The organism is Pantoea sp. X-Soil-MYKO-1289, from assembly GCF_059730625.1.
The window spans coordinates 824,027-849,170 of sequence record NZ_AP036004.1 but is presented as its reverse complement, the minus strand read 5'-3'; the positions used below and the strand labels follow the sequence as shown (position 1 = coordinate 849,170).

23 protein-coding genes and 5 tRNA genes are annotated in these 25,144 nt (G+C 58.7%); 4 read left to right on the top strand and 24 right to left on the bottom strand.

Features of this window, described 5'->3' with window-relative positions; all coding sequences use genetic code 11:
- Nucleotides 1–3 precede the first annotated feature (3 nt).
- A complete protein-coding gene (locus AC6I7Z_RS04025; RefSeq protein WP_497813234.1) occupies nt 4–1,290 on the top strand; it encodes an HlyC/CorC family transporter in 1,287 nt (428 codons plus the stop codon).
- Nucleotides 1,291–1,358: 68 nt separating this feature from the next.
- On the opposite strand, the gene luxS is transcribed toward AC6I7Z_RS04025, so the two are convergent.
- The 15 genes from luxS to tam all read right to left on the bottom strand — a co-directional run bounded on the left by luxS (nt 1,359) and on the right by tam (nt 12,571).
- Nucleotides 1,359–1,874, bottom strand: coding sequence for an S-ribosylhomocysteine lyase (luxS, locus tag AC6I7Z_RS04020; RefSeq protein ID WP_033752034.1), 516 nt, complete (start codon nt 1,872–1,874; stop codon nt 1,359–1,361).
- Between the two features lie 149 nt (nt 1,875–2,023).
- The gene (gene gshA, locus AC6I7Z_RS04015) at nt 2,024–3,628 is read right to left on the bottom strand and encodes a glutamate--cysteine ligase (protein ID WP_497813233.1); all 1,605 of its coding nucleotides are present in this window, start codon (nt 3,626–3,628) and stop codon (nt 2,024–2,026) included.
- A gap of 31 nt (nt 3,629–3,659) precedes the next feature.
- Nucleotides 3,660–4,088 carry a YqaA family protein gene (locus AC6I7Z_RS04010; RefSeq protein WP_497813232.1) on the bottom strand — a complete coding sequence of 143 codons (429 nt, stop codon included), beginning with the start codon at nt 4,086–4,088 and terminating at the stop codon, nt 3,660–3,662.
- Nucleotides 4,085–4,651: a fructose-1-phosphate/6-phosphogluconate phosphatase gene (gene yqaB, locus AC6I7Z_RS04005; protein ID WP_497813231.1), complete on the bottom strand. Its 567-nt coding sequence runs from the start codon at nt 4,649–4,651 to the stop codon at nt 4,085–4,087. The genes AC6I7Z_RS04010 and yqaB overlap by 4 nt, the downstream gene beginning before the upstream one ends.
- Nucleotides 4,652–5,062: 411 nt before the next feature.
- Nucleotides 5,063–5,139, bottom strand: a tRNA-Arg gene (locus AC6I7Z_RS04000).
- Between the two features lie 106 nt (nt 5,140–5,245).
- Nucleotides 5,246–5,322: transfer RNA gene (locus AC6I7Z_RS03995), tRNA-Arg, on the bottom strand.
- Between the two features lie 93 nt (nt 5,323–5,415).
- Nucleotides 5,416–5,492, bottom strand: a tRNA-Arg gene (locus AC6I7Z_RS03990).
- A 228-nt stretch (nt 5,493–5,720) separates the two neighbouring features.
- Nucleotides 5,721–5,797, bottom strand: a tRNA-Arg gene (locus AC6I7Z_RS03985).
- Nucleotides 5,798–5,806: 9 nt separating this feature from the next.
- Nucleotides 5,807–5,899: transfer RNA gene (locus AC6I7Z_RS03980), tRNA-Ser, on the bottom strand.
- 305 nt (nt 5,900–6,204) lie between these two features.
- A complete protein-coding gene (gene csrA / locus AC6I7Z_RS03975) occupies nt 6,205–6,390 on the bottom strand; it encodes a carbon storage regulator CsrA (RefSeq protein ID WP_004155916.1) in 186 nt (61 codons plus the stop codon).
- Between the two features lie 250 nt (nt 6,391–6,640).
- A complete protein-coding gene (gene alaS, locus AC6I7Z_RS03970; RefSeq protein ID WP_497813230.1) occupies nt 6,641–9,268 on the bottom strand; it encodes an alanine--tRNA ligase in 2,628 nt (875 codons plus the stop codon).
- 135 nt (nt 9,269–9,403) lie between these two features.
- Nucleotides 9,404–9,916: a regulatory protein RecX gene (locus tag AC6I7Z_RS03965; RefSeq protein WP_497813229.1), complete on the bottom strand. Its 513-nt coding sequence runs from the start codon at nt 9,914–9,916 to the stop codon at nt 9,404–9,406.
- A gap of 112 nt (nt 9,917–10,028) precedes the next feature.
- Complete coding sequence (recA, locus tag AC6I7Z_RS03960; protein ID WP_033752052.1) at nt 10,029–11,102, bottom strand: recombinase RecA; 1,074 nt, start codon at nt 11,100–11,102, stop codon at nt 10,029–10,031.
- 95 nt (nt 11,103–11,197) lie between these two features.
- Complete coding sequence (gene pncC, locus AC6I7Z_RS03955) at nt 11,198–11,692, bottom strand: nicotinamide-nucleotide amidase (protein WP_497813228.1); 495 nt, start codon at nt 11,690–11,692, stop codon at nt 11,198–11,200.
- Nucleotides 11,693–11,791: 99 nt separating this feature from the next.
- The gene (gene tam, locus AC6I7Z_RS03950) at nt 11,792–12,571 is read right to left on the bottom strand and encodes a trans-aconitate 2-methyltransferase (RefSeq protein WP_497813227.1); all 780 of its coding nucleotides are present in this window, start codon (nt 12,569–12,571) and stop codon (nt 11,792–11,794) included.
- Between the two features lie 144 nt (nt 12,572–12,715).
- Between tam and AC6I7Z_RS03945 the strand changes: the two genes are divergently transcribed.
- A complete protein-coding gene (locus AC6I7Z_RS03945) occupies nt 12,716–13,603 on the top strand; it encodes a dihydrodipicolinate synthase family protein (RefSeq protein WP_497813226.1) in 888 nt (295 codons plus the stop codon).
- 33 nt (nt 13,604–13,636) lie between these two features.
- On the opposite strand, the gene AC6I7Z_RS03940 is transcribed toward AC6I7Z_RS03945, so the two are convergent.
- Both AC6I7Z_RS03940 and mltB read right to left on the bottom strand, forming a co-directional pair.
- Nucleotides 13,637–13,975, bottom strand: a complete 339-nt coding sequence (locus AC6I7Z_RS03940; RefSeq protein ID WP_033752063.1) for a zinc ribbon domain-containing protein YjdM — start codon at nt 13,973–13,975, stop codon at nt 13,637–13,639.
- Between the two features lie 77 nt (nt 13,976–14,052).
- The gene (mltB, locus tag AC6I7Z_RS03935) at nt 14,053–15,135 is read right to left on the bottom strand and encodes a lytic murein transglycosylase B (RefSeq protein WP_497813225.1); all 1,083 of its coding nucleotides are present in this window, start codon (nt 15,133–15,135) and stop codon (nt 14,053–14,055) included.
- Nucleotides 15,136–15,426: 291 nt separating this feature from the next.
- Here mltB and AC6I7Z_RS03930 point away from each other — a divergent pair, with 291 nt between their 5' ends.
- Complete coding sequence (locus AC6I7Z_RS03930) at nt 15,427–16,212, top strand: prepilin peptidase (RefSeq protein WP_497813224.1); 786 nt, start codon at nt 15,427–15,429, stop codon at nt 16,210–16,212.
- Between the two features lie 360 nt (nt 16,213–16,572).
- Nucleotides 16,573–19,134, top strand: coding sequence for a DNA mismatch repair protein MutS (gene mutS / locus AC6I7Z_RS03925; protein WP_497813223.1), 2,562 nt, complete (start codon nt 16,573–16,575; stop codon nt 19,132–19,134).
- 101 nt (nt 19,135–19,235) lie between these two features.
- Here mutS and rpoS read toward each other — a convergent pair whose 3' ends face one another.
- From rpoS to ispD, 7 genes are all read right to left on the bottom strand, one after another.
- Nucleotides 19,236–20,228 carry an RNA polymerase sigma factor RpoS gene (gene rpoS / locus AC6I7Z_RS03920; RefSeq protein ID WP_048783701.1) on the bottom strand — a complete coding sequence of 331 codons (993 nt, stop codon included), beginning with the start codon at nt 20,226–20,228 and terminating at the stop codon, nt 19,236–19,238.
- 50 nt (nt 20,229–20,278) lie between these two features.
- Nucleotides 20,279–21,370: a murein hydrolase activator NlpD gene (gene nlpD / locus AC6I7Z_RS03915; protein WP_497813222.1), complete on the bottom strand. Its 1,092-nt coding sequence runs from the start codon at nt 21,368–21,370 to the stop codon at nt 20,279–20,281.
- Between the two features lie 164 nt (nt 21,371–21,534).
- The gene (locus AC6I7Z_RS03910) at nt 21,535–22,161 is read right to left on the bottom strand and encodes a protein-L-isoaspartate(D-aspartate) O-methyltransferase (RefSeq protein ID WP_497813221.1); all 627 of its coding nucleotides are present in this window, start codon (nt 22,159–22,161) and stop codon (nt 21,535–21,537) included.
- Nucleotides 22,155–22,916, bottom strand: a complete 762-nt coding sequence (surE, locus tag AC6I7Z_RS03905; RefSeq protein ID WP_497813220.1) for a 5'/3'-nucleotidase SurE — start codon at nt 22,914–22,916, stop codon at nt 22,155–22,157. Before surE ends, AC6I7Z_RS03910 begins: the two co-directional genes overlap by 7 nt.
- Nucleotides 22,897–23,946, bottom strand: coding sequence for a tRNA pseudouridine(13) synthase TruD (truD, locus tag AC6I7Z_RS03900; RefSeq protein WP_497813219.1), 1,050 nt, complete (start codon nt 23,944–23,946; stop codon nt 22,897–22,899). The genes surE and truD overlap by 20 nt, the downstream gene beginning before the upstream one ends.
- Complete coding sequence (ispF, locus tag AC6I7Z_RS03895; protein WP_497815392.1) at nt 23,943–24,425, bottom strand: 2-C-methyl-D-erythritol 2,4-cyclodiphosphate synthase; 483 nt, start codon at nt 24,423–24,425, stop codon at nt 23,943–23,945. Before ispF ends, truD begins: the two co-directional genes overlap by 4 nt.
- Nucleotides 24,425–25,141, bottom strand: coding sequence for a 2-C-methyl-D-erythritol 4-phosphate cytidylyltransferase (ispD, locus tag AC6I7Z_RS03890; RefSeq protein ID WP_497813218.1), 717 nt, complete (start codon nt 25,139–25,141; stop codon nt 24,425–24,427). The genes ispF and ispD overlap by 1 nt, the downstream gene beginning before the upstream one ends.
- Nucleotides 25,142–25,144: the final 3 nt, after the last annotated feature.

Here is a 25,144-nt window from a genome sequence, read left to right as displayed (position 1 = left end):
GCGTTGGAACAGGTTTCAACCACCACCCTCATTATCATTCTGGTCGTTATGGTGCTGGTTTCCGCCTGGTTCGCCGGGTCGGAAACCGGCATGATGACGCTTAACCGTTATAAGCTGCGCCATCAGGCGAAAAACGGCAGCCGCGCCGCCCGCCGGGTGGAAAAACTGCTGCGCCGCCCCGACCGCCTGCTCAGCCTGGTGCTGATCGGCAACAACCTGGTGAATATTCTGGCTTCCGCGCTCGCCACCATCGTGGGCATGCGCCTGCATGGCGATGAGGGCGTCGCCATTGCGACCGGCATCCTGACCTTTGTAGTGCTGGTGTTTGCGGAGGTGCTGCCGAAAACCGTGGCGGCGCTCTATCCCGAGCGGGTCGCCTTTCCCAGCAGCATGCTGCTGGGCCCGCTGCAAATTGTTATGTCGCCGCTGGTCTGGCTGCTGAACACCATCACGCGCCTGCTGATGCGTATGGCCGGCATGAAAACCGAGGGCGCCGCCAGCTCGGCGCTGAGCAAAGAAGAGCTGCGCACCATCGTCTACGAGTCGCGCAGCCTGATGTCGCGCCGCAATCAGGATATGCTGCTGTCAGTGCTCGATCTGGAAAAAGTCAGCGTTGACGACATTATGGTGCCGCGCAACGAAATCGTCGGCATCAATATCAACGACGACTGGAAGTCGGTGATGCGCCAGCTCAGCCACTCGCCGCACGGCCGCATCGTGCTGTTCCGCGACTCGCTGGACGACTGCGTCGGCATGCTGCGCGTACGCGAAGCCTGGCGCACCATGACCGAGAAGAAAGAGTTCAACAAAGAGACCCTGCTGCGCGCCGCCGATGAGATCTACTACGTACCGGAAGGCACGCCGCTGAATGTTCAGCTGGTGAAGTTCCAGCGCAACAAGAAGAAAGTTGGTCTGGTGGTGGATGAGTATGGCGATATCAAAGGCTTGGTAACCATCGAGGATATCCTGGAAGAGATTGTCGGCGACTTTACGACGTCAATGTCCCCTACGCTGGCGGAGGAAGTTATGCCGCAGAACGACGGTTCAGTGCTGGTGGAAGGCAGCGCCAACGTGCGGGAAATCAACAAGGCGTTTAACTGGCATTTGCCAGAGCAGGAGGCGCGCACCATTAACGGCATGCTGCTGGAAGCGCTGGAGGAGATCCCCGAGATCAATACCCGCGTCGAGCTGGCGAACTACGCCGTCGATATTCTTGACGTGCAGGACAATATGGTAAAGCAGGTGCGCATTACGCCGCAGACGCCGCTGAAGTCCTCTGTCGGCTCCTGACGACGCCCGCCCATAAAAAACGCCGCAACAATGCGGCGTTTTTTTTTACTGCGCGTAACCAACTACGACTAGATGTGCAGCTCCTGCAGCTTTTCAGCCGGCAGCTTCAGATCTTCGTTGCGGTTCACGCCGATATCATGCGCCAGCACGTTGCGCGCGATTTGCTGCGCTTCGTCGAGCGAATGCAGCTTGTAGCTGCCGCACTGGTATTCATTCAGCTCAGGGATCTGATTCTGATCCTTCACCTTCAGAACGTCTTCCATTGCCCCTTTCCATGCGCTGGCGACGCGCTGCTCGTCCGGCGTGCCGATCAGGCTCATGTAGAAACCGGTGCGGCATCCCATTGGAGAGATGTCCACGATTTCTACGCCGTCGCCGTTAAGGTGATTACGCATAAAGCCCGCGAAGAGATGCTCGAGCGTATGGATACCGCGCTCGGTCAGGATCTCTTTATTGGGACGGCAGAAACGCAGGTCAAAAACGGTGATGGTATCGCCATGGGGAGTTTTCATGGTCTTCGCAACACGCACTGCGGGCGCGGCCATAATGGTATGGTCAACGGTAAAACTGTCCAGTAGTGGCATACGTCACCTCCTGTTTTGAAATTTTTTTATAAACGATGAAACTTTTCTGTTCGCCCAACGTCTGAATATATGAAAGACGCGCATTTGTTATCATCATCCCTGACAACAGAGATGTTAATTTGGCCACATTGATGTGGCCTTTTTCTTTTCTAGCCTTCGCGACTGGCAAGATAAGCCTCAAAATCGAGCGTATCGCCCTCTTCCAGCTTCTTCTGTGCCGCCACCGACTCCAGCGCCTGACGCGTAAAATCTTCTTCGCTAATCACTTCCAGCGGCTCTTCGCACAGCATATGACGATACTGTTCCGCCAGAGCGATGCCGGTATCAGTAACGCCGCTCGCTTTGATCGCCTGCAGAATGCGCGCCGAATAGGTTAGCTCAGGATCGTCAAAGGACGCTACCAGTTGATCGCACACCTGTTGATATTGCGTGCTGCCCTGATTGCTGTCGAGCACTTCCGCCACGCGATGCAGATCGGCAAACAGCGCTTTACCCACTTCCACCAGCGAATGTTCAGTTTCGCTGCAGCCGACCGAAATTTTCTGGTCCGGCTTGCGCCCTTCCAGCACCACGCGATTCCAGTTTTTACGCGTACACAGCAGCTCGTCGGCGCTCATTTCAGGCGCATCGGCCAGCGTGCACCAGATCAGGAAGAGATCGAGGAAACGCACCTGGTTGGCGTCGACGCCGATTGCGGAGAACGGGTTGATGTCGAGCGAGCGCACTTCGATATACTCGATGCCGCCGCGCAGCAGCGCATCGGAAGGCGCTTCGCCGGAGCGCGTTACGCGCTTCGGACGGATCGGCGCGTACAGCTCGTTCTCAATCTGCAGTACGTTGGTATTAAGCTGCAGCCAGTTGCCGTCCGCATCTTTCGTGCCCATCGCGGCATACTCTTCAGACGGCGTTTTAATGGCGGCTTTTAACGCCTTAACGTATCCCTCAAGGGAGTTGAAGGTAATGCCGAGACCGCTCTGCGACTTATTGGTGTAGCCGAGATCGCTCAGGCGCAGCGATGTCGCATAGGGCAGCCACAGCGAATCTTTGCCGTCAGTTTCAAACGGCAGTTTGCTCTCGCGTCCCTGCAGGAAGCTGGAGCTAATCGCCGGCGAGGCGCCGAAGAGATAAGGGATCACCCAGCCGTAACGGTAGTAGTTGCGGATCAGACGCAAATAGCCGGCAGAGATGGTCTCTTTGCCGCTTTCGGCATCTTTAACGTCCGCCCACTCCTGCCAGAAGCTCAGCGGCAGCGAGAAGTTATAGTGGATGCCGGAGATGGTCTGCATCAGCGCGCCGTAGCGATTTTTCAGCCCCTGACGATAGAGCGTCTTCATGCGTCCGATGTTAGAGCTGCCGTACTGCGCCAGCTCGATGCGATCGGCGTCGTCGATCAGGCAAGGCATGCTGAAAGGCCACATACGCTCTTCAGCCAGCTCGCGCGCCACATGGCGATGGATATCGCGCAGAAATGCCAGCATATGGTCGATGTTTTGATCTACCGGCGTGATGAACTCGAGTAGCGTTTCCGCAAAGTCGGTGGTAATCCAGTCATGCTTCAGCGCCGATCCCAGCGACTCGGGATGCCCGCTTTCCGCCAGATGACCATCAGGCTTCACGCGCAGCGTTTCGCGTTCAATACCGCGACCAATACCTTTCAAGGCATTGGGATGCGCCTCCAGCCAGGAGAGCGCTTTAGATACGTCCGGGATCACATTAACCTCCCGCTGGGACAGTAATTTATTTTTGTTCAGCATAATGTTAACCCTAGCCTCGAATCTGTGCGAATCAATGCCACCATTGCAAACCCTGTAAGGTGGCGGTCGCGATAACGATATAACGCAGTGTTTTCCCGACGGCGAGAAACAGCAGGACCGGAAGCCAGGCAAAGCGCATCCAGCCTGCGAGCACGCAGAGCAGGTCGCCGATTATCGGCAGCCAGCTCAGCAACAGCGCTGCAGGTCCCAGTCGGTGCAACCACGTTATTGCTGTGTCATGCCATCGCCCCTGCCGTTTTAACGGCAGTAAGCGACCAAGAAAAATATTGGTTATTCCGCCCAGCGTATTTCCCACTGATGCAGCGACAATCAATCCAAAAACGGAAGCCTTTTTGGCAACCAGTAACGCAATCAGCAGCGCCTCAGAACTCCCCGGTAACAGGGTGGCGCTGAGAAAGCTGCTGCCAAACAGAGAAGCAAGCGCCAGAACGTCACTCACAGCAAGCGCACGTCAACCACATCCATACCGGCCGCTTTCGCCGCCTGCACGCCGAAATCGGCGTCTTCGAACACTATGCAGCGTGCGGGTTCGACGCCCATCAGCGCTGCGCAGCGTAGAAACGTATCGGGTTCGGGTTTGTGACGCTCGACGTCGTCGGCGCCCACCACCGCAGTGAACAGCTCGCGAACGCCCAGCTGGTTGAGCAGCGCATCCGCCATGCTGTGTTCGCTTCCAGTGCCGACCGCCATCGGACGGCGGCCGTGATACGCTTTCACCACTTCCATCAGCGGAAGCGGACGCACGTTTTCCAGCAGCATGGCCTTAACCGCCGCGGTTTTTTCGGCGGCCAGCTGATACGGATCCTGAGAGGAGCGATTTTGTTCGATAATAAATTGCGCAAGTCGCCAGGTAGGCGCGCCGTTGAAACCAACCATTTGCGATTCGTCTAACGTCAGTCCATATCGTCCCAGTACCTGATGCCACGCTTTTCGATGTGTCGGCTCGGTATCGAGAATCGTGCCGTCCATATCGAAAATCAGTGCGTCATATTGATCGTACATCGTCACTCCGGACATCCAACAAATGAGCCATTACTTTAGCCTAATGCGTCCAGGTTGTCGCCAGGGGACATGAACAGCAAATGCTTTGAAAGCATTAGCAATTTTTCTTTTCAGAAAAAGGTGATCGCGCGATGCCGGAGATAATTGCCGGAAATTTCAGTGGGTTTGGGTTTTGTTAAAGGCGTGAATGGTAAGTAAGAAAAGAGAATTAAGCGGATTGAAAAAGGGTATAGACGGAAAATGAGGGAGGGTAATGCCGCTGTTGATATCGAGAAAAATGGTGCATCCGGGAGGATTACTCGGCTTTCGCCTCGCCCTACGGGCCGTTGCTCATGCAACATTTTCCTCCCTGATGCTGTCTGGCATTGAGCCTGGCCATATCAGCTTGGGGGAATTTACTATCGTGAAGTATGGTGCATCCGGGAGGATTCGAACCTCCGACCGCTCGGTTCGTAGCCGAGTACTCTATCCAGCTGAGCTACGGATGCATCGGGAAAGCATTTTGCAGGGGAGTAAATCAGATAATCAGGAAGTGCCGACAAATACGCGCCTCGCGTGGAGACATCTTGCCCATACTGTTCATATCGTAAAGTATGGTGCATCCGGGAGGATTCGAACCTCCGACCGCTCGGTTCGTAGCCGAGTACTCTATCCAGCTGAGCTACGGATGCATCGGGAAATCGTTTTACAGGGATTAAATCAGACAACCAGGAAGTGCCAGAATTATCGCGTCTCGCCTGAGACCTTGCCCATATCCAGAGATATGGTGCATCCGGGAGGATTCGAACCTCCGACCGCTCGGTTCGTAGCCGAGTACTCTATCCAGCTGAGCTACGGATGCATAGATAATTCTTGTACAACGCAGGGTGCTAACAACTCACCGAGAAAGGAACGACTCTTTCACTTACTTTTTTATTCCGCATCTTTAAAAGATGGTGCATCCGGGAGGATTACTCGGCTTTCGCCTCGCCCTGCGGGCCGTTGCTAATGCAACGTTTTCCTCCCTCGTACTGCCTGGCGATACTCGATGCCATGTCAGTTCGGGGCACTCTTTCCATATCCGAAGATATGGTGCATCCGGGAGGATTCGAACCTCCGACCGCTCGGTTCGTAGCCGAGTACTCTATCCAGCTGAGCTACGGATGCATCGGAAAATGGCGGTGAGGCGGGGATTCGAACCCCGGATGCAGCTTTTGACCGCATACTCCCTTAGCAGGGGAGCGCCTTCAGCCTCTCGGCCACCTCACCTTACGCGTTCTTCCGAACCGTGCGTCTGAACGTTGTATCTGCTCATCGGCACTGCGTGGCGCACATATTACTTTCCCGCACTTATAAGTCAAACAATTTTTCCCACCGCTCGATCGTTTGCACAAATGACGCTCAATTGGCGTAATTTGCCGACAAAAAGAGTGAATTATCAACAGTAAAAGCGAGCGGACAGGAAAATAATCACAAAGACGGAGCGGGAGAAAAACAAGACGAAGCGGGAAGAAAAGAGGTGTAAAGCGGAAAAGCGGTCGCGCCTCGCAGAAGCCTGCGAGGCGCTGAATCCGTTAGTAACTCGTTTGCTGAGTTTTTTCGGCCTGAATGCGCTGATAAATCTCTTCGCGATGCACTGAGACCTCTTTTGGCGCGTTCACACCAATACGAACCTGGTTACCTTTCACACCCAGCACCGTTACAGTCACCTCATCGCCAATCATGAGGGTTTCACCAACTCGACGAGTTAGAATAAGCATTCTTTGCTCCTTGAAAGATTAAAAGAGTCGGGCTCTGTTTGGGCTCCCGGCATTATCCATCATTTAACGCTGAACATTGACTATGACAAATACACCAATGTACGTCGCTACGCCAATACATTCTGCTGATAGTTAGTTTAGCCGAAATACACTACATCAACCTGACTTTGTCATTACCTGATGCACATCGTATTAAAAAGCGCCGGAACCTCAGGCTCTGGCGCTTTTCACGATGCATTGTTCTATTTCGTTACAGGCGGCTGCTGACCCAGCTTTCAACGCCCGCCAGCGCGCCTTTCAGCGCCTGCGTATCGGTGCCGCCGGCCTGCGCCATATCGGGACGCCCGCCGCCTTTGCCGCCAACCTGCTGCGCAAGCTCGCCCACCAGCTCGCCCGCTTTTACGCGGTCAGTGAGATCTTTGGTTACGCCTGCAATTAACGACACTTTTCCTTCCGCTACGGTCGCCAGCACAATCACCGCCGAGCCTAGCTGATTTTTCAGATCGTCTACCATGGTGCGCAACATTTTCGGCTCTACGTTGCTCAGTTCGCTAACCAGCAGCTTCACGCCTTGAATGTCGATCGCCTTACTGCTCAAAGAGGCGCTCTCAAGCGCAGCCTGCTGATCGCGCAGCTGCTGCAGCTCTTTTTCCAGCGCGCGCACATGATCCACCAGTCCGCGCACCTTGTCGTTCAGATTGCTGCTATTGGCTTTCACCAGCTGTGCGATTTCGTTCAGCTGACTGCTCTGCGCATCAACCTGCGCCAGCGCGCCCTCGCCGGTCACGGCTTCGATACGACGTACGCCTGCGGCCGTGCCGGATTCGCCTAAAATGCGGAACAGGCCAATATCGCCGGTGCGCGCAGCGTGGGTACCGCCGCACAGTTCAATAGAGAAATCGCCCATGGTCAGTACGCGCACGCGCTGATCGTACTTCTCGCCGAACAGCGCCATCGCGCCCTTGCCTTTTGCCGCGTCGATATCCATCACTTCGGTTTCGACTGGCAGGTTACGACGGATCTGCGCATTGACGATCTCTTCGACCCGATGGATCTCCTGCGGTTTCATCGCCTCAAAATGCGAGAAGTCGAAACGCAGGTACTTATCGTTGACCAGCGAGCCCTTCTGCGCCACATGCTCGCCAAGAACTTCACGCAGCGCCGCGTGCAGCAGATGCGTTGCTGAGTGGTTCAGACGAATACGCGCGCGGCGCGCTTCATCAACCTGCGCTTCAACGCGATCGTTGATACGCAGATGACCAGCCGTCAGCTTACCGATATGGCCGATAGCCTGGCCATATTTTTGTGTATCCTGGACGCTAAATTCAGCATTCTTCCCTTTCAGCAGGCCCGTATCGCCTACCTGGCCGCCAGACTCACCATAAAACGGCGTTTCATCCAGCACCACGACCGCTTCCTGACCTGCGGCCACTTCCTCTACCGCGACGCCGTCAACGTAGATCGCCTTCACGCTAGCCGTCAGATCGAGCTGGTCATAGCCTTTAAAAGCGGAAGCCGCATCGATGCTGATGACGTTGCTGTAATCGGCGCCGAAACCGCTGGCCTCGCGCGCGCGCTGGCGCTGCTGCTCCATCGCTTTTTCAAAGCCGGCTTCGTCGATTTTCAGGTTGCGCTCGCGGCAGACGTCGGCCGTAAGATCGGCCGGAAAACCGAAGGTATCGTACAGACGGAAGACGGTCTCGCCGTCCAGCGTATCGCCCTGCAGTTTGGCCAGCTCGTCGTCCAGCAGCGCCAGACCGCGCTCCAGCGTTTTCGCGAACTGCTCTTCTTCGGTCTTGAGTACCGTTTCCACCTGGCTCTGCTGACGTTTAAGATCGTCGCCTGCGGCGCCCATCACCTCGACTAGCGGGGCGACCAGCTTGTAGAAGAACGCCTCTTTCGCGCCCAGCATATTGCCGTGGCGCACCGCGCGACGAATGATGCGGCGCAGTACATAGCCGCGGTTTTCGTTCGACGGAATAACGCCGTCGGCGATAAGAAACGCGCAGGAACGGATATGGTCGGCGATAACGCGCAGCGACTTATTGCTGAGGTCGGTTGCGCCGGTAACGTTGGCTACCGCTTTGATCAGTTTGTCGAACAGATCGATTTCATAGTTGGAATTAACGTGCTGCAGCACGGCGGAGATACGCTCCAGGCCCATGCCGGTATCGACCGACGGCTTCGGCAGCGGCAGCATGGTGCCGTCCGGCTGACGGTTGAACTGCATGAAGACGATATTCCAGATCTCGATATAGCGATCGCCATCTTCTTCCGGGCTTCCCGGCGGTCCGCCCCAGATGTGGTCGCCATGATCGTAGAAAATTTCGCTGCACGGCCCGCAAGGACCGGTATCGCCCATCTGCCAGAAGTTGTCAGAGGCGTACGCGCTGCCTTTGTTGTCGCCGATACGAATAATGCGCTCGCGCGGCACGCCGATATCGTTGGCCCAGATGTCGTAGGCTTCGTCATCGGTCTCATAAACGGTGACCCACAGACGCTCTTTCGGCAGAGCGAACCAGGTTTCTCCCGTCAGCAGTTCCCAGGCATAAGCAATCGCCTCTTTCTTGAAATAGTCGCCGAAGCTGAAGTTGCCCAGCATTTCAAAGAAAGTGTGGTGACGTGCGGTATAACCGACGTTTTCCAGATCGTTGTGCTTGCCGCCGGCACGCACGCAGCGCTGCGACGTGGTCGCGCGCGAATAGTTGCGCTTGTCCTGCCCAAGAAAAACGTCCTTGAACTGGACCATGCCGGCGTTGGTGAACAGCAGCGTCGGGTCGTTATTCGGTACGAGGGAGCTGCTGGCTACAACCTGATGTCCCTTGCTATGGAAAAAGTCGAGAAACGCTTGACGGATCTCAGCAGTGCTCTTGCTCATATATATCCTGGAATCACGCTAACGAAAGTTCCGTCCGGTCAGACAAGCCGCATCCGCGCAGTTGTCCGTTCAGTGGAACAAAAAGTGGGAATAAGATAAATTTTCTTCACAGGGAAGTAAAACCCCGCGCGGCTTTCATTCATCAAAATTTCTGAAAACGGATTGAATATCCTCCATGAAAAAGCCTTTTGCCTGCAAAAAGCGCTGAACTTTGGCTTTTGCCTTCCATTCCGTGGGCAAAGGAAGGCCGAATTTGCGCTCCGCCAGCTGCGCGGCGCAGGCGCCCCAGTCAATCTCACAGGCCTCCATCGCCATGTCGATTTCTGGCCGCGCGATCCCTTTTTGCCCCAGCTCCAGCCGGATGCGCTGCGGGCCGTACCCTTTGCGGCTGCGGCTCTCGATAAAGCGCTCAGTAAAGCGCGCCTCATTAAGCCAGCCGTTTTCCTGGCACCAGCCGACGACTTTATCCAGCTGCGCGTCGGTAATGATTTCAGGGTCGTTCTGCTGGATAAAGGCCGCTCGCTGCACTGACTGCTGCAGCTTTCTGCGCAGCTCAGCCTCGCTGTGATCGCGCTGCGCCAGAATGCGCATAGCGCGGTCGAGCAGTCGCGGAAAAGCGATTTCCTTAGGTTGCGGTTGTTCAGTCATAGCGGTCACCTTGCTCAATCAGAAGGGGATTATGGCGGCAGAACGAGGGGGAAGAAAAGAGAGGGTCGGTAAAACGAAAAACGGGAGTGGATTGCCCACTCCCGTTACAGGGTTAGAAATCTTCGTTCGTCTCGCTGGCTGCGTCTTCAAGCGCGCCTGCTGGCGCATTAGCGGCGCCCGCTTCGGCGTTTGCGCTGTTCAGCAGCATCTCGCGCAGTTTAACGTCCAGCTCGTTGGCGATCGCCGGGTTTTCCTTAAGGAAATTGGTGGCGTTCGCTTTACCCTGGCCAATCTTGTCGCCGTTGTAGCTATACCAGGCGCCCGCTTTTTCCACCAGCTTGTACTTCACGCCCAGGTCGACCAGCTCGCCGAAGGTGTTGATGCCTTCGCCGTACATGATCTGGAACTCTGCCTGCTTAAACGGCGCGGCGATTTTATTTTTCACGACTTTAACGCGGGTTTCGCTGCCGACCACTTCGTCGCCCTCTTTAATCGCGCCGATACGACGGATATCAAGACGAACAGAAGCGTAGAACTTCAGCGCGTTACCGCCGGTAGTGGTTTCCGGGTTACCGAACATCACGCCGATCTTCATACGAATCTGGTTGATGAAGATCAGCAGCGTGTTGGACTGCTTCAGGTTACCCGCCAGCTTACGCATCGCCTGGCTCATCATACGCGCCGCAAGGCCCATGTGAGAGTCGCCGATCTCGCCTTCGATTTCCGCTTTCGGCGTCAGCGCCGCAACGGAGTCGACGATGATAACGTCCACTGCGCCTGAACGCGCCAGCGCGTCACAGATTTCCAGCGCCTGCTCGCCGGTGTCCGGCTGAGAACAGAGCAGGTTGTCGATATCTACGCCGAGCTTCTTGGCATACACCGGATCCAGCGCGTGTTCAGCATCGATAAAGGCACAGGTTTTGCCTTTGCGCTGTGCTGAAGCGATCACCTGCAGCGTCAACGTCGTTTTACCAGAAGATTCCGGACCATAAATTTCAACCATACGGCCCATCGGCAAACCGCCGGCGCCCAGCGCGATATCCAGAGAAAGCGAACCGGTAGAAATGGTTTCCACGTCCATTGAGCGGTCTTCACCCAGACGCATGATGGAGCCTTTACCGAATTGCTTCTCAATCTGGCCCAGCGCAGCAGCTAAAGCCTTCTGTTTGTTTTCGTCAATTGCCATTTCTACTCCTGACTCATACGGGGGTAAGCACGCTACAAATGCCTGCTCGCTTTCTGTTGCTGCTAATTATACTGTATAGTCATACAGTATCAAGCTTAATTTGCCAAAAAATCGTCTTGTAATGTCTGCAGCGCGAAGGCGACGGACTGTCGACGAACTGCCTCGCGATCCCCTTGAAATTGCTGGCGTTTCGCCACTACTTTTCCGCCTGGCGCCGCGAAGCCGAACCACACGGTGCCGACCGGTTTTTCGGCGCTGCCGCCGTCCGGTCCGGCGATGCCGCTGACCGATAGCGCATAGTCCGCCTGCGCAGCGCGCAGCGCGCCCTGCGCCATCTCGCGCACCACGGCTTCGCTCACCGCGCCGTGCTGGGCAAGCGAAGCCGCAGCGACACCCACCATCTCCTGTTTGGCCTCATTGCTGTAGGTCACAAAACCACGCTCGAACCAGGCGGAGCTGCCGCTGATGTCGGTAAATACTTTGGCGATCCAGCCGCCCGTACAGGACTCGGCGCAGGTTACCGTCGCGCTTTTCGCCTTAAGGCGTTCGCCTATTGCAGCACTTAAGCGCTGCAATTCCATATCATTCATCGCCACTCATCCTTTTAGCCCGGTTAAGAGAACATGGTGCAGAAGCGGGATCTTTTCAACCCGTCCCGCGCATTGCCTGCCCGCTTTGCGCATTGCCTCTCAGCGCGATCTCCCCTTTTTCACCGCTACGATAAAAAGACGCGGGAAGGCGAGCAAAACGCGGCCGTCGGCGCGCGGCGGATAGGCCAGCCGCAGCGCCTGATGATACTGCTCCAGAAAGCGCGGCTGCTCGTCAGGATCCAGCGCGTGGAGAAACGGCCGCAGTCCGGTCGCTTTCAGCCACAGGACGATCGCCTGCGCGTCGGGCATCACGTGGTAATAGGTGGTGCGCCAGAGATCCACCTCGCAACCCGCCTGCGCCAGCAGATCGTAATAGCGCTCGCCGGTGAGCGGCTTTTTCCGCTCTACGTCGCCGATACGCTGACGCCAGGGATCGCAGGCGGCGACTTCGCGCATCAGACGATGCGAAGGCTCCTGCAGATTATCCGGCATTTGTATCGCCAGCGCGCCGCCGCTCTCCAGCTGGCTCGCCAGCTGCGGCAACAGGCTGTCGTGCGCGTCCAGCCACTGCAGCGAAGCATTAGCGTAAATCACCTGCTGCGGCTGCGCGGCGCGCCAGCGTCGAATATCCTCATTGAGAAAAGTGCAGTGCGGCAGCCGTTCGCGCGCCTGCGTCAGCATCGCCTCGGAGCTGTCCAGCCCGGTAATCTGCGCGTCGGGCCAGGCGTGAGCCAGCAGCTCGGTGCTGTTGCCCGGACCGCAGCCTAAATCCGTGGCGAAACGCACGTCGGTTACCGGAATGCGCGCCAGCAGCTCTTGCGCAGGCCGCGTCCTTTCCGATTCGAACTGTCGATAAAGTTGGGGATCCCAGTCCTGCATTTTGAGCCTCTGTGTGAGTGAGTCTGAATACGCTGTGAAGCGAAAAATGCGATGCGCTGCCCAATTCTACGCGTCGCGCTGGCAGAGCGTCACGCCGCGCATTAGGTTAAAACAGTGTTTCATTTTTCACATTCAGGAGCGTTTATGATCTCGCAACCCGCATTTTCCGGCGTGTGGTGCCCTTCCGTTACGCCTTTTACGCCGCAAGGAGGGCCCGATATCGACGCGCTGGGTCGCCACTTCGCCCGACTAAACGCATCAGGCATTAATACCTTACTGCTGATGGGCAGCATTGGCGAATTTGCCTCGCTGACGCAGCAGGAGCGACTGTTGTTGATCCGCGAGGCGCGGCAGCTTTCGCCGCTCAGCATGGTCGCCAATATCTCTAGCACCTGCGTGCCGGATATGCTGGCGCTGGCCGAGGCCGCCTGGCAAAACGACTTCGACGCGGTGATGGTGCTGCCGCCCTACTACTACGGCCAGACGCCGCGTCAGCTGCTCAGCTACTTCCGCGCGCTGGACAAGCAGATCGGCGGCAGGTGGTTTGCCTATAATTTTCCGGCGCGCACCGGCTGCGATTTGACGCCGACGCTGGTCAGCGAGCTGGCGGCCGAACTGCCTAATTTCATCGGCATAAAAGATACGGTCGACTGCCTTTCACATAATCGCGCGCTGATCGAAGAGACGAAAAAGGTGCGCGACGATTTCGCCGTGCTGTCCGGCTATGACGAATATCTGGTGCCGAACCTGCTGGCAGGCGGCGCGGGCGTGATTTCAGGATTGAATAACATCGTGCCGGAGCTGTTCGCCGCGGCGATGCAGGCGTGGCGCGAGCAGGATCTGACGGCGCTGACGCGCATTCAACAGCGCATCGGCAAGATGATGGCGATTTACGCCATCGGAGAAGATTTCGTCACCACCATTAAAACCGCGGTGTCGCGCCGGTTCGATTCGATGACCAGCCAGTCGCGCAACTATGGGGGCGCGCTGAGCGCTGAGCAGTGCGAGGCGCTCGACCGGCTGTTTGACTAAGGCGCTGATGCGGGCGCGACGCGCCCGCCTGCGTTATCCGCGCTTCACGAACTCCGATTTCAACTTCATCGGGCCGAAACCATCGATCTTGCAGTCGATATTATGATCGCCCTCGACCAGACGGATCCCTTTCACGCGGGTGCCGATCTTCAGCGTGGAGGAGCTGCCCTTCACTTTGAGATCTTTAATCACGGTCACCGTATCGCCATCCTCCAGCAGATTGCCGTTGGCGTCGCGCACCACAAGACGATCCGCAGTGCTTTCGCCTTCGCCCGGCGACCAGATATGGCCGCAGGCGGGACAGTTGAGGTTGTCGCCATCCTGCCAGCTGTAATCAGCCTGACAAAGGGGACATGCGGGAAGTGATTGCATAACAGCTCCTGAAACAACAGATATGATGACGCCAGAGGGGCGCCATCATATACCCGCACTGTTGATAAGGGCAACTATCAGAACATCGCGCCGCTGCGCGCTTTGCTAACAGCCTCGCCCAGCTGCCATACCGCCATCGCGTAGTGCGTGCTGTGGTTGTAGCGGGTAATGACGTAGAAGTTAGGCAGCCCGTACCAGTACTGATAGCTGGTGCCCATATCCAGACGCAGCAGGCTGACCTGACTATTGCCGTCAAGCGAACCCTGCGGAGAGAGGCCGGACGCCGCCAGCATCTGCGGCGTGTAGCTGGTTTTGAAGCCGTTCTCCAGCAGCGGCGCCTGGCCGCTGGCGGGAACGGCGACGCCCTCTCCGCTGCGCCAGCCGTGCTTCTGGAAGTAGTGCGCGACGCTGCCGATGGCGTCCACCGGATCCCACAAATTGACGTGGCCGTCGCCGTTGAAATCCACTGCATACTGCTGATAGGAAGAAGGCATAAACTGGCCGTAGCCCATCGCGCCGGCGAACGACCCCTTCAGATCCAGCGGATCGTCCTCTTCGTTACGCGCCATCAGCAGAAAGGTTTCCAGCTCGCTGCTGAAGTAGCTGGCGCGGCGCGGATAGTTAAACGACAGCGTGGCGAGCGCGTCGAGAATGCGCGTTTTCCCCATGACGCGGCCCCAGCGCGTCTCCACGCCGATAATGCCGACGATGATCTCCGGCGGCACGCCGTAGATCTGCTGGGCGCGCGTTAAGGCGTCCTGATACTGATTCCAGAAGGCGACGCCGTTCTGCACGTTGTCCGGCGTAATGAACTGCTTGCGATAGCGGCTCCAGGCGCCGTTGGGCCCGGTGGGCGGCGTATAGGAAGGCGCCTGGCGATCCATCAGGCGCAGCACGTAGTCCAGCCGTTTCGCCTGGCCGATAACCGCGTGCAGCTGCTGGCGGTCGAAGCCATGCTTCTCCACCATCTGGTCGATAAACTGTTCGGCAGCCGGATTGCCGGCAAAGTCGCCGAGCACAGGCTGGACGGCGTGGGACTGTTCCAGCAGAAAGCCCCCTTTCGGCGCGGCCAGGGTAGCAGCCTGCGGCGCGGATTCAGGTTTACTGCTGCAGGCGGCAAGTAAGGCAACAAGCGGAAGCAAGGTGATCTTAAAACGCATTTGATATCCATAAGCATGCAGTGAAGGTAACAAATTATGGTAAACATTCAGTCCCAGAATAGACAGGGTGAAACGCAAAAATAGCGCCAGCGCATAGCTGTGAAGTGACGCGAGCAGCAGCGGTAAACGGCTGCGCGGTGTCATGATCACTCTGCGGCGCGGTACGCAAAACTCCCGGAAAACAATCGGTTACTCTGTACAACAATCGGGACAAGAATAGAGTGCGTGCAGATCCTGACGCTTAAGCCGGTCGTGCCAAACCGGCGCATCAAGGAAGAGGAACCGAAGCCGATGAGCTATGACCTTTTGTGCTGGCTGCTGCTGGCCGCCGCCGCGCTCTGCGTCGGCAGCTTTCTCAACGTGGTGATTTATCGCCTGCCGCTGATGGTGCTGCAGCCGCAGCCGGGTTTTTCGCTGCTGCTGCCTCGATCGCACTGCCCGCGCTGCAAAACGCCGGTGCGCGCAGGCGACTGCCTTCCGCTGCTTAGCTGGCTAAGGCTGCGCGGCCGCTGCCGCCGCTGCCGTCGTCCCATTCCATGGCGTTATCCGGCGATCGAGCTCGCCGCGCTGGCGATAAGCCTGCTGCTCGCCTGGCGGCTGCCGTGGAACGGCACGCTGCTGGCGGCGCTGGTGATGAGCGGCTTTTTGCTGGCGCTGTCGCTGATCGACCTGCGCGTCCAGCTGCTGCCCGATGCGCTGACCCTGCCGTTGCTCTGGCTCGGGCTGCTGTTTCACGCCTGCGGCGTTCTGCCGCATAGCAGACCGGCGGAGGCGATCGCCGGCGCCGCCAGCGGCTATCTGCTGTTCCGCCTGCTGGCCTGGGCCTGGCGCTTGTTCCGCCATCGGGAGGCGCTGGGCGGCGGCGACGCCATGCTGCTGGCCGCGCTAGGCGCCTGGCTGGGCTGGCAGTCGCTTCCCCTGCTGCTGCTGATCGCATCCTGTGCCGGTTTAAGCGCCGCGCTGCTGGCGCGCCTTTGTATGCAGCGTCCGCTGCATCTGCCCTTGCCTTTCGGCCCCTGCCTGGCGCTGGCGGGCGAAGCGCTGCTGCTGGATCGGCTGGCATTCTGCTACAGCTGAGCGCTTTTTGCGTAGCGTCTCGCACAGGTTAACTATCAGGCAGGGATCCGTTAGGCTTTTAGCGCGCGGCCTGATAACGTCATGCGCATTAACCCAGGTTTTCGCCCGACGCGGGCGGCGCTCGCTCTTATCCGCCCGATTCGAAGCGCGTTTGCCCTGGCGGTGAAAAAGCGGCAGCCTTGATGTTCAGCAGGCAACTTTTCATAATGGCTCTCAGACGCAGCTTATCTCACAGCCAGCGCCGCATTTTTCCGCGCATCCTCTCTGTTTCTGAATGGGTTGATCCAGTTACATACGCCAGATCGCGCAGTCCGATGCAAGGCTTGCCCAATAACCGAATGATTTTAGAGCTAATTATTTATGAACAAATCAGTCGATAAGGACATCACCGCTCATACGCCCATGATGCAGCAATATCTGCGCCTCAAGGCGGAACACCCTGACATCCTGCTGTTTTACCGCATGGGCGACTTTTACGAGCTCTTCTATGACGACGCGAAACGCGCCTCGCAGCTGCTGGAGATTTCGCTGACCAAACGCGGCGCCTCGGCGGGCGAACCGATTCCGATGGCGGGCGTGCCCTACCATGCGGTTGAGAGCTATCTGGCGAAACTGGTGCAGCTGGGCGAGTCCGTGGCGATTTGCGAGCAGATCGGCGATCCGGCGCTAAGCAAAGGGCCGGTGGAGCGCAAGGTAGTACGCATCGTCACCCCGGGCACCATCAGCGATGAAGCGCTGCTGCAGGAGCGCCACGACAACCTGCTGGCCGCCATCGTGCAGAGCCCGCAGGGGTTCGGCTACGCCACGCTCGATATCAGCTCCGGCCGTTTTCGCCTGAGCGAACCGGCGGACGCCGAAACCATGGCCGCCGAGCTGCAGCGCACCAATCCTGCCGAACTGCTCTATCCGGAAGATCTGCAGGCGATGGCGCTGATTGACCAGCGTCGCGGCCTGCGCCGTCGTCCGCTGTGGGAGTTCGAGATCGCGACCGCGCGTCAGCAGTTGAATATGCAGTTCGGCACCCGCGATCTCAATGGATTCGGCGTCGAGCAGGCGCATCAGGCGCTGCGCGCGGCGGGCTGCCTGCTGCAATACGTTAAGGATACGCAGCGCACCAGCCTGCCGCATATCCGCTCGCTCAGCATGGAGCGGCAGCAGGACAGCATCATTATGGATGCCGCCACGCGCCGCAATCTGGAAATTACGCAGAACCTCGCCGGCGGCACGGAGAACACGCTGGCGGCGGTGCTGGATCGAACCGTGACGCCGATGGGCAGCCGCATGCTCAAGCGCTGGCTGCATATGCCGCTGCGCGACGCGCAGACCATCGGTCAGCGCCAGGACGCCATCGCCGAGCTTCAGCCGCTGAGCGACACCCTGCAACCGGTGCTGCGCCAGGTGGGCGACCTGGAGCGTATTCTGGCGCGTCTGGCGCTGCGCACCGCGCGTCCGCGCGATTTGGCCCGCATGCGTCACGCTTTTCAGCAGCTGCCGGAGCTGAACGATCTGCTGGCCAACGTCGAATCGACGGCGCTGATCCGTCTGCGCGCACAGATGGGCGAGTTCACCGAGCTGCGCGAGCTGCTTGAAGCGGCGATTATCGAGGCGCCGCCGGTGCTGATCCGCGACGGCGGCGTTATCGCGCCGGGCTACAACGCGGAGCTGGATGAGTGGCGCGCGCTGGCGGACGGCGCCACCGACTATCTGGACAGGCTGGAGATCCGCGAGCGCGAAAAGCTCGGCCTCGACACGCTCAAGGTCGGCTACAACGCCATCCACGGCTACTACATTCAGGTCAGCCGCGGCCAGAGCGACCACGTGCCGATTCACTACGTGCGCCGCCAGACGCTGAAAAACGCCGAGCGCTATATCATCCCGGAACTGAAAGAGTACGAGGATAAAGTGCTGACCTCGAAGGGCAAGGCGCTGGCGCTGGAGAAAAGCCTCTACGAGTCGCTATTTGACCAGCTGTTGCCCCATCTGGAAGCGCTGCAGCTTAGCGCCGCCGCGCTTGCCGAGCTGGACGTGCTGAGCAACCTGGCGGAACGCGCCTGGACGCTGAACTACTGTCGCCCGACGCTGCAGGAGAAACCCGGCATTAAAATCACCGGCGGTCGCCATCCGGTGGTTGAGCAGGTGCTGAAAGAGCCGTTTATCGCCAACCCGCTGTCGCTCACGCCGCAGCGCCGCATGCTGATCATCACCGGCCCCAATATGGGCGGTAAGAGCACCTACATGCGTCAGGCGGCGCTGATTGCGCTGATGACCTGGATTGGCAGCTTTGTGCCGGCGGAAGAGGCGGTGACCGGTCCGCTGGATCGTATCTTTACCCGTATCGGCGCGGCGGACGATCTCGCTTCGGGCCGTTCGACCTTTATGGTGGAGATGACGGAAACCGCCAATATTCTGCACAACGCCACCGAAAACAGCCTGGTGCTGATGGATGAAATCGGGCGCGGCACCTCGACCTATGACGGCCTGTCGCTGGCCTGGGCCTGCGCGGAAAGCCTGGCGAACCGCATCAAGGCGATGACGCTGTTCGCTACGCACTATTTTGAGCTGACCACGCTGCCAGAGAAAATGGAAGGCGTGTTCAACGTCCATCTGGACGCAGTCGAACACGGCGACACCATCGCCTTTATGCACAGCGTGCAGGAAGGGGCAGCCAGCAAAAGCTACGGCCTGGCGGTTGCGGCGCTGGCGGGCGTACCGAAAGAGGTCATCAAGCGCGCGCGCAATAAGCTGAAGGAGCTGGAGACGCTGTCGAACCACTCCGCCTCTTCGACCATCGACGGCTCGCAGCTTCCGCTGCTGGTGGAAGAGAGTTCGCCAGCCGTAGAGGCGCTTGAAGCGCTGGATCCCGACACCCTGACGCCGCGTCAGGCGCTGGAGTGGATTTACCGGCTGAAGTCGCTGGTGTAGCGCACCCTGGCGGCAGGCCTTTACGGCCCTGCCGCCGCTGTCGCAGCAAAAAAAAAGCGGAGGCCCACGGCCACCGCTTTTTTGTACTTACAACTTGTCAGTTACTCACGAAACAGCGCTTCAATGTTCAGACCCTGCGCCTGCAGGATTTCACGCAGACGACGCAGGCCTTCAACCTGAATCTGGCGTACGCGCTCGCGGGTCAGACCGATTTCACGGCCCACATCCTCAAGCGTTGCCGCTTCATAGCCTAACAGGCCGAAACGACGCGCCAGCACTTCGCGCTGCTTAGCGTTCAGTTCGAACAGCCACTTAACGATACTTTGCTTCATATCGTCATCCTGCGTGGTGTCTTCCGGACCGTTGTCTTTCTCATCGGCCAGAATGTCCAGCAGCGCTTTTTCGGAGTCTCCGCCTAACGGCGTATCAACCGAGGTGATGCGTTCGTTAAGACGCAGCATACGGCTGACGTCGTCAACGGGCTTATCCAGCTGCTCCGCGATCTCTTCCGCACTCGGCTCATGATCGAGCTTGTGGGAGAGTTCACGCGCGGTGCGCAGATAAACGTTCAGCTCTTTAACAATGTGAATCGGCAGGCGGATGGTACGGGTTTGATTCATGATCGCCCGTTCAATCGTCTGACGAATCCACCAGGTGGCATAGGTTGAGAAACGGAACCCACGCTCTGGGTCAAACTTCTCAACGGCACGGATTAAACCGAGATTGCCCTCTTCAATCAGGTCAAGCAGCGCAAGACCGCGATTGCTGTAGCGGCGGGCAATCTTCACCACCAGTCGTAAGTTACTTTCAATCATGCGGCGACGAGAAGGGATATCGCCTCGTAATGCGCGGCGAGCGAAGAACACTTCTTCCTCTGCCGTTAACAGCGGGGAATAGCCAATCTCCCCGAGATAGAGCTGCGTCGCATCCAAAACGCGCTGCGTCGCACCCTGTGACAACAACTCTTCTTCCGCTACGTCGTTATCACTGGGTTCGTTTTCAACAAGAGCCTTCTCATCAAAAACCTCAGCTCCGTTCTCCTCGAATTCCGCATCTTCATGTAACTCGTTTACTTTCAGCGTATTCTGGCTCATAAGCGGCTCCTACCCGTGATCCCAGGGCAGAACAGCAGGGTTCTGCCGGTTTATCGCTGCGGCAAATAACGCAACGGGTTTACGGATTTCCCCTTGTAACGAATTTCAAAATGTAATCTAACTGAACTGGTTCCGGTGCTACCCATGGTAGCGATCTTTTGCCCCGCCTTAACTTCCTGTTGTTCCCGGACCAGCATTGTATCGTTATGGGCGTAGGCACTGAGATAATCATCATTGTGCTTAATGATGATCAGGTTGCCGTAACCCCGGAGCGCGTTGCCTGCGTACACTACTCTTCCTGATGCGGTAGCGACGACAGGTTGTCCACGCGAGCCAGCGATATCGATTCCTTTATTCCCCCCTTCAGAGGCGGAGAAGTTATCGATAATCTTCCCATCGGTCGGCCAACGCCAGCTTCCAACCGGCGTCGAACTGTTCGTTGTACTGCTAACCGTGGGCGGTGCGGCAACCACGGGGGGAGCTGTTGTCGTTGCAACATTTGTCCCTCTCGACGGCAACAATTTGCTACCAGACGAGTTACCCGAATCATCAGAATACGTAATAACTGGTTGCTGTGCAACAGGCGCTGGTTTAATTTGCGGCGCAGTCGGGACGCCGCCCTGCGTTGCATCGGCTGCGGTAATCGCATTGCCGCCCGTAATCGGCTGGCCTGAGCCGTTGCCAACCTGCAGCGTCTGGCCGACATTCAGGCCGTACGGGGCCTGCACGTTGTTGCGCTGCGCCAGATCGCGGAAATCGTTGCCGGTTATCCAGGCGATATAGAACAGGGTGTCGCCGCGCTTAACGGTATAAGTCTCGCCAGCGTAACTACCTTTCGGAATATTCTGATAACTACGGTTGTATACGATGCGGCCGTTTTGCGTCTGAACATTATCATTGCCGCTAACCATTGCGCCGCTGCTGGGTGCGGAAGGTACAGTATTGCTAATCATACCTCCCTGACGTGGCGTCGACGGAACGCCGCCTGACGCGCTAAGCATGCCGCCACTGCTACCGTTATCTCCAACCTGGCTAATGGGTGCTTGTGTGTTGTCGCCTGAACTACAGCCTGCCAGCCAAAATCCAACCAGAGAAAGCGCCGCAAGGCGGCGTAACTGAAATATTGGGCTTCCCGTGCTCATTGTTCCCCCGTGATGGCAAACCTGAATAACGCTTCTTGCTAACGCACCAGCACAAAGCTCTGTGAGGCGTATTAAAGCCTGCGTATAACGCATGAAAATGGATAGTAACAAGATCAAAAGGATGGTGCTATGAAACAGTTGTGAAGAAATACGTAGGGTAAATCTCAGGCCAAATCGCCCTGAACCAGCGGAACGAACCGCACCGGCTCAATAGTCTCTTCCACAATGTCGCCACCCTGACGGCGCAGACGCTTCAGCACCTGCTGATCGTCGCCCACCGGCAGCACCATAATGCCGCCCTCGTCGAGCTGCGCAATCAGCGCAGTCGGAATTTCCGGCGGCGCGGCGGTGACGATGATGGCGTCAAAGGGCCCGCGCGCGGGCCAGCCCTGCCAGCCGTCGCCGTGGCGCGTCGAAACGTTATGCAGATCGAGCTGTTTGAGGCGACGTTTCGCCTGCCACTGCAGCCCTTTGATGCGTTCGACGGAGTAAACGTGATCCACCAGATGCGCCAGAATGGCGGTCTGATAGCCGGAACCCGTGCCGATCTCCAGCACGCGCGAATGGGGTTGCAGCTCCAGCAGCGCGGTCATGCGCGCCACCATATAGGGCTGCGAAATCGTCTGCCCGGAACCGATGGGCAGCGCCACATTGTCCCAGGCTTTATGCTCGAAGGCTTCGTCGATAAAACGTTCGCGCGGCACCTCCGCGATGGCCTTTAACAGGACCTCATCGTGAATGCCCTGCTGGCGCAGCTGCTCCAGCAACGCTTCGATACGCCGGTTCACCATACGAGGCTGACCTCCGACTTCTCCAGCCAGTCAATCAGCACATCCTGCGCGCCGTGCGCGGTAAGGTCGACATGCAGAGCGGTCACGGAGACGTAGCCCTGATCCACGGCGGCGAAATCGGTATCCGGGCCGGCATCGAACTTTTCGCCCGGCGGGCCAATCCAGTAGAGCGTGTTGCCGCGCGGATCCTGCTGCGCGATCACCTGATCGGCGGGATGACGGCTGCCGCAGCGCGTCACGCGGATGCCTTTGACTTCTTCCAGCGGCAGATCCGGCACGTTGATATTGAGAATACGTCCGGTACGCAGCGGTTCGCGCGTCAGCGCCTGCAGCAGCGCGCAGGTGACCGCCGCCGCCGTATCGTAATGCTGATGCCCGTTGAGCGATACCGCCAGCGCGGGCAGGCCGAGATGACGCCCTTCCATTGCCGCCGCCACGGTGCCTGAGTAAATCACGTCGTCCCCCAGATTGGGGCCGGCGTTAATGCCGGAAACCACGATATCCGGGCGCGGCTGCATCAGCGCGTTGACGCCGAGGTAGACGCAGTCGGTCGGCGTACCCATCTGCACGGCGATATCGCCATTTTCATGGGTAAAGGTGCGCAGCGGCGTCTCCAGCGTCAGGGAGTTGGAGGCGCCGCTGCGGTTGCGGTCAGGAGCGACCACCTGCACCTCGGCGATATGGCGCAGCGCCTTTGCCAGCGTCTGAATGCCCGGCGCATGAATTCCGTCGTCATTACTCAGCAATATCCGCATCGTCACCTTCCTGTTGCAGAAGTTCCCGAATCACGCTGGTGGCGAAACTGCCTGCCGGCAGCCAGAACTGCATCTCCAGCGTGACGTCGTCCCACCAGCTCCAGCGCAGATCGCGCGGCACCACCAGCATCGCGCGCCGCGCCGCATCCACTCGCTCTCGCTCAAGCAGTGTAACCAATTCTGCTGCGCCTGCCAGAGATTGCTGCTCAAAGGCGAGCGCTTCCGCCTGCGGGCCCGGCTCGCCGCGTCCCGGCAGCGGCGCGGTAATGCGCAGTTCATGATGATCGACGCGGGTTTGCAGCTCGCTCAGCTCGTCCGCCTGCGCGACAAACCAGCTGCCGCGGCCGGTAAGCTGCAGCGCGTCGCCCTCTATCACCTGGGTAAGCGAGCCCTGCTGCTGCAGGCGCGCGCTGGTGACCTGATTAAACAGCGCGCTGCGCGCCGCCGAGAGGATCAGGCTGCGCTTGTTGCGGTCGCGCAGGCTGATTTCACCGCGCGCCCACTGCTGCGCCATGGTCAGGTTATTGCCGCCGCGGCCAAAGCGCTGCGTGCCGAAGTAGTTGGGGGCGCCAGCGTCACGGATCAGCGCCAGGCGCGATTCCACCGCGTCGCGGTCGCTGATGTGGCGCACCACGAGACGAAAGGCGTTGCCCGCCAGCGCGCCGACGCGCAGCTTGCGCTTGTGGCGCGTCGCCTCGAGGATCTCGACCCCTTCCAGCGAAAAGCCGCTCAGGTCAGGCATCGCATTGCCCGGAATACGAAAACAGAGCGTCTGCTCGGTCACCGCATGGCGGTCTTTCATCCCCGCGTAACTCATATCGCGCTGATGCACGCCGAGGAATTTCGCCAGCGCTTCCGCCACAAAGCGGGTATTCGCGCCGGTTTTACGAATGCGCACCAGCAGATGCTCCCCTTCGCCGTCGGCGCCGTAACCGAGATCCTCCACCACCTCGAAATCTTCGGGGTTCGCTTTGATCATGCCGCGCGCGGTCGGCTTGCCGTGCAGAAAAGCCTGGTTCTCCAGCGTCATGCCGCATCCGCCTTCAGCAGCAGCGCGACCGCTTCGCAGGCGATGCCTTCGCCGCGCCCGGTAAAGCCCAGCTTCTCGGTGGTGGTCGCTTTGACATTGACCTGATCCATATGGCAGCCCAGATCTTCAGCGATATTGACGCGCATCTGCGGCACATGGGGCAGCATTTTCGGCGCCTGAGCGATGATGGTGACGTCGACGTTGCCGATGCAGTAGCCCTTTTCCGCGATGCGCCGCCAGGCTTCGCGCAGCAGGCCGCGGCTGTCGGCGCCCTTATAGGCGGGATCGGTATCGGGAAACAGCTTGCCGATATCGCCCATCGCCACCGCGCCAAGCAGCGCGTCGGTCAGCGCATGCAGCGCCACGTCGCCGTCGGAATGGGCGAGAAAACCCTGCTCAAACGGGATCCGCACGCCGCCAATCACCAGCGGACCTTCGCCGCCGAAAGCGTGAACGTCAAAACCGTGACCGATACGCATCATGCGCTCTCCTTTAACTGAATCTGGGTTAAGTAAAATGCCGCCAGCGCCAGATCTTCCGGCCGGGTGACTTTGATGTTATCACTGCGTCCGCTGACCAGCAGCGGATGATAGCCGCAATATTCGAGCGCCGAGGCTTCGTCGGTAATGGTCGCGCCTTCCGCCAGCGCGCGCGTCAGGCAGGCGGTCAGCAGCTGATGAGGGAAAAACTGCGGCGTCAGCGCGTGCCAGAGATCTTCGCGCTCGACGGTATGCGCCACGGCGGCGACGCCCGGCTCGCCGCGCTTCATGGTGTCGCGCACCGGCGCGGCCAGAATGCCGCCAACGCGGCTGGTTTCCCGCACCTGCAGCAAGCGCGCGAGATCCTCAGGGTGCAGGCAAGGACGCGCCGCGTCGTGCACCAGCACCCAGCCTGCGCCCTGCGCGGCGCGTAGCCCCGCCAGCACCGACTCGGCGCGCGTCTCGCCGCCCGTCACGCTGAGCACGCGCGGATCCCGCGCCAGCGGCAGCGACGCGAACTGCGCGTCGTCCGGGCTAAGCGCGACGATGACCTGTTTGATAGCGGGATGGGAAAACAGACGTGCGATGCTGTGTTCCAGAAGCGTCTGCTGACCGATGGTCAGATACTGCTTAGGACAGGTCGCCTGCATGCGGCTGCCGATACCGGCAGCGGGCACCACGGCGATCACCTCCGCAGGGAGAGAGTGCATGTTCATGAG

Bases quoted from the DNA above. Each gene is read 5' to 3' on its own strand.
- luxS (WP_033752034.1), bottom strand. From the start codon at position 1,874: ATGCCACTACTGGACAGTTTTACCGTTGACCATACCATTATGGCCGCG.
- gshA (WP_497813233.1), bottom strand. From the start codon at position 3,628: ATGCTGAACAAAAATAAATTACTGTCCCAGCGGGAGGTTAATGTGATC.
- yqaB (WP_497813231.1), bottom strand. From the start codon at position 4,651: ATGTACGATCAATATGACGCACTGATTTTCGATATGGACGGCACGATT.
- csrA (WP_004155916.1), bottom strand. From the start codon at position 6,390: ATGCTTATTCTAACTCGTCGAGTTGGTGAAACCCTCATGATTGGCGAT.
- alaS (WP_497813230.1), bottom strand. From the start codon at position 9,268: ATGAGCAAGAGCACTGCTGAGATCCGTCAAGCGTTTCTCGACTTTTTC.
- AC6I7Z_RS03965 (WP_497813229.1), bottom strand. From the start codon at position 9,916: ATGACTGAACAACCGCAACCTAAGGAAATCGCTTTTCCGCGACTGCTC.
- recA (WP_033752052.1), bottom strand. From the start codon at position 11,102: ATGGCAATTGACGAAAACAAACAGAAGGCTTTAGCTGCTGCGCTGGGC.
- pncC (WP_497813228.1), bottom strand. From the start codon at position 11,692: ATGAATGATATGGAATTGCAGCGCTTAAGTGCTGCAATAGGCGAACGC.
- tam (WP_497813227.1), bottom strand. From the start codon at position 12,571: ATGCAGGACTGGGATCCCCAACTTTATCGACAGTTCGAATCGGAAAGG.
- AC6I7Z_RS03945 (WP_497813226.1), top strand. From the start codon at position 12,716: ATGATCTCGCAACCCGCATTTTCCGGCGTGTGGTGCCCTTCCGTTACG.
- AC6I7Z_RS03940 (WP_033752063.1), bottom strand. From the start codon at position 13,975: ATGCAATCACTTCCCGCATGTCCCCTTTGTCAGGCTGATTACAGCTGG.
- mltB (WP_497813225.1), bottom strand. From the start codon at position 15,135: ATGCGTTTTAAGATCACCTTGCTTCCGCTTGTTGCCTTACTTGCCGCC.
- AC6I7Z_RS03930 (WP_497813224.1), top strand. From the start codon at position 15,427: ATGAGCTATGACCTTTTGTGCTGGCTGCTGCTGGCCGCCGCCGCGCTC.
- mutS (WP_497813223.1), top strand. From the start codon at position 16,573: ATGAACAAATCAGTCGATAAGGACATCACCGCTCATACGCCCATGATG.
- rpoS (WP_048783701.1), bottom strand. From the start codon at position 20,228: ATGAGCCAGAATACGCTGAAAGTAAACGAGTTACATGAAGATGCGGAA.
- nlpD (WP_497813222.1), bottom strand. From the start codon at position 21,370: ATGAGCACGGGAAGCCCAATATTTCAGTTACGCCGCCTTGCGGCGCTT.
- AC6I7Z_RS03910 (WP_497813221.1), bottom strand. From the start codon at position 22,161: ATGGTGAACCGGCGTATCGAAGCGTTGCTGGAGCAGCTGCGCCAGCAG.
- surE (WP_497813220.1), bottom strand. From the start codon at position 22,916: ATGCGGATATTGCTGAGTAATGACGACGGAATTCATGCGCCGGGCATT.
- truD (WP_497813219.1), bottom strand. From the start codon at position 23,946: ATGACGCTGGAGAACCAGGCTTTTCTGCACGGCAAGCCGACCGCGCGC.
- ispF (WP_497815392.1), bottom strand. From the start codon at position 24,425: ATGCGTATCGGTCACGGTTTTGACGTTCACGCTTTCGGCGGCGAAGGT.
- ispD (WP_497813218.1), bottom strand. From the start codon at position 25,141: ATGAACATGCACTCTCTCCCTGCGGAGGTGATCGCCGTGGTGCCCGCT.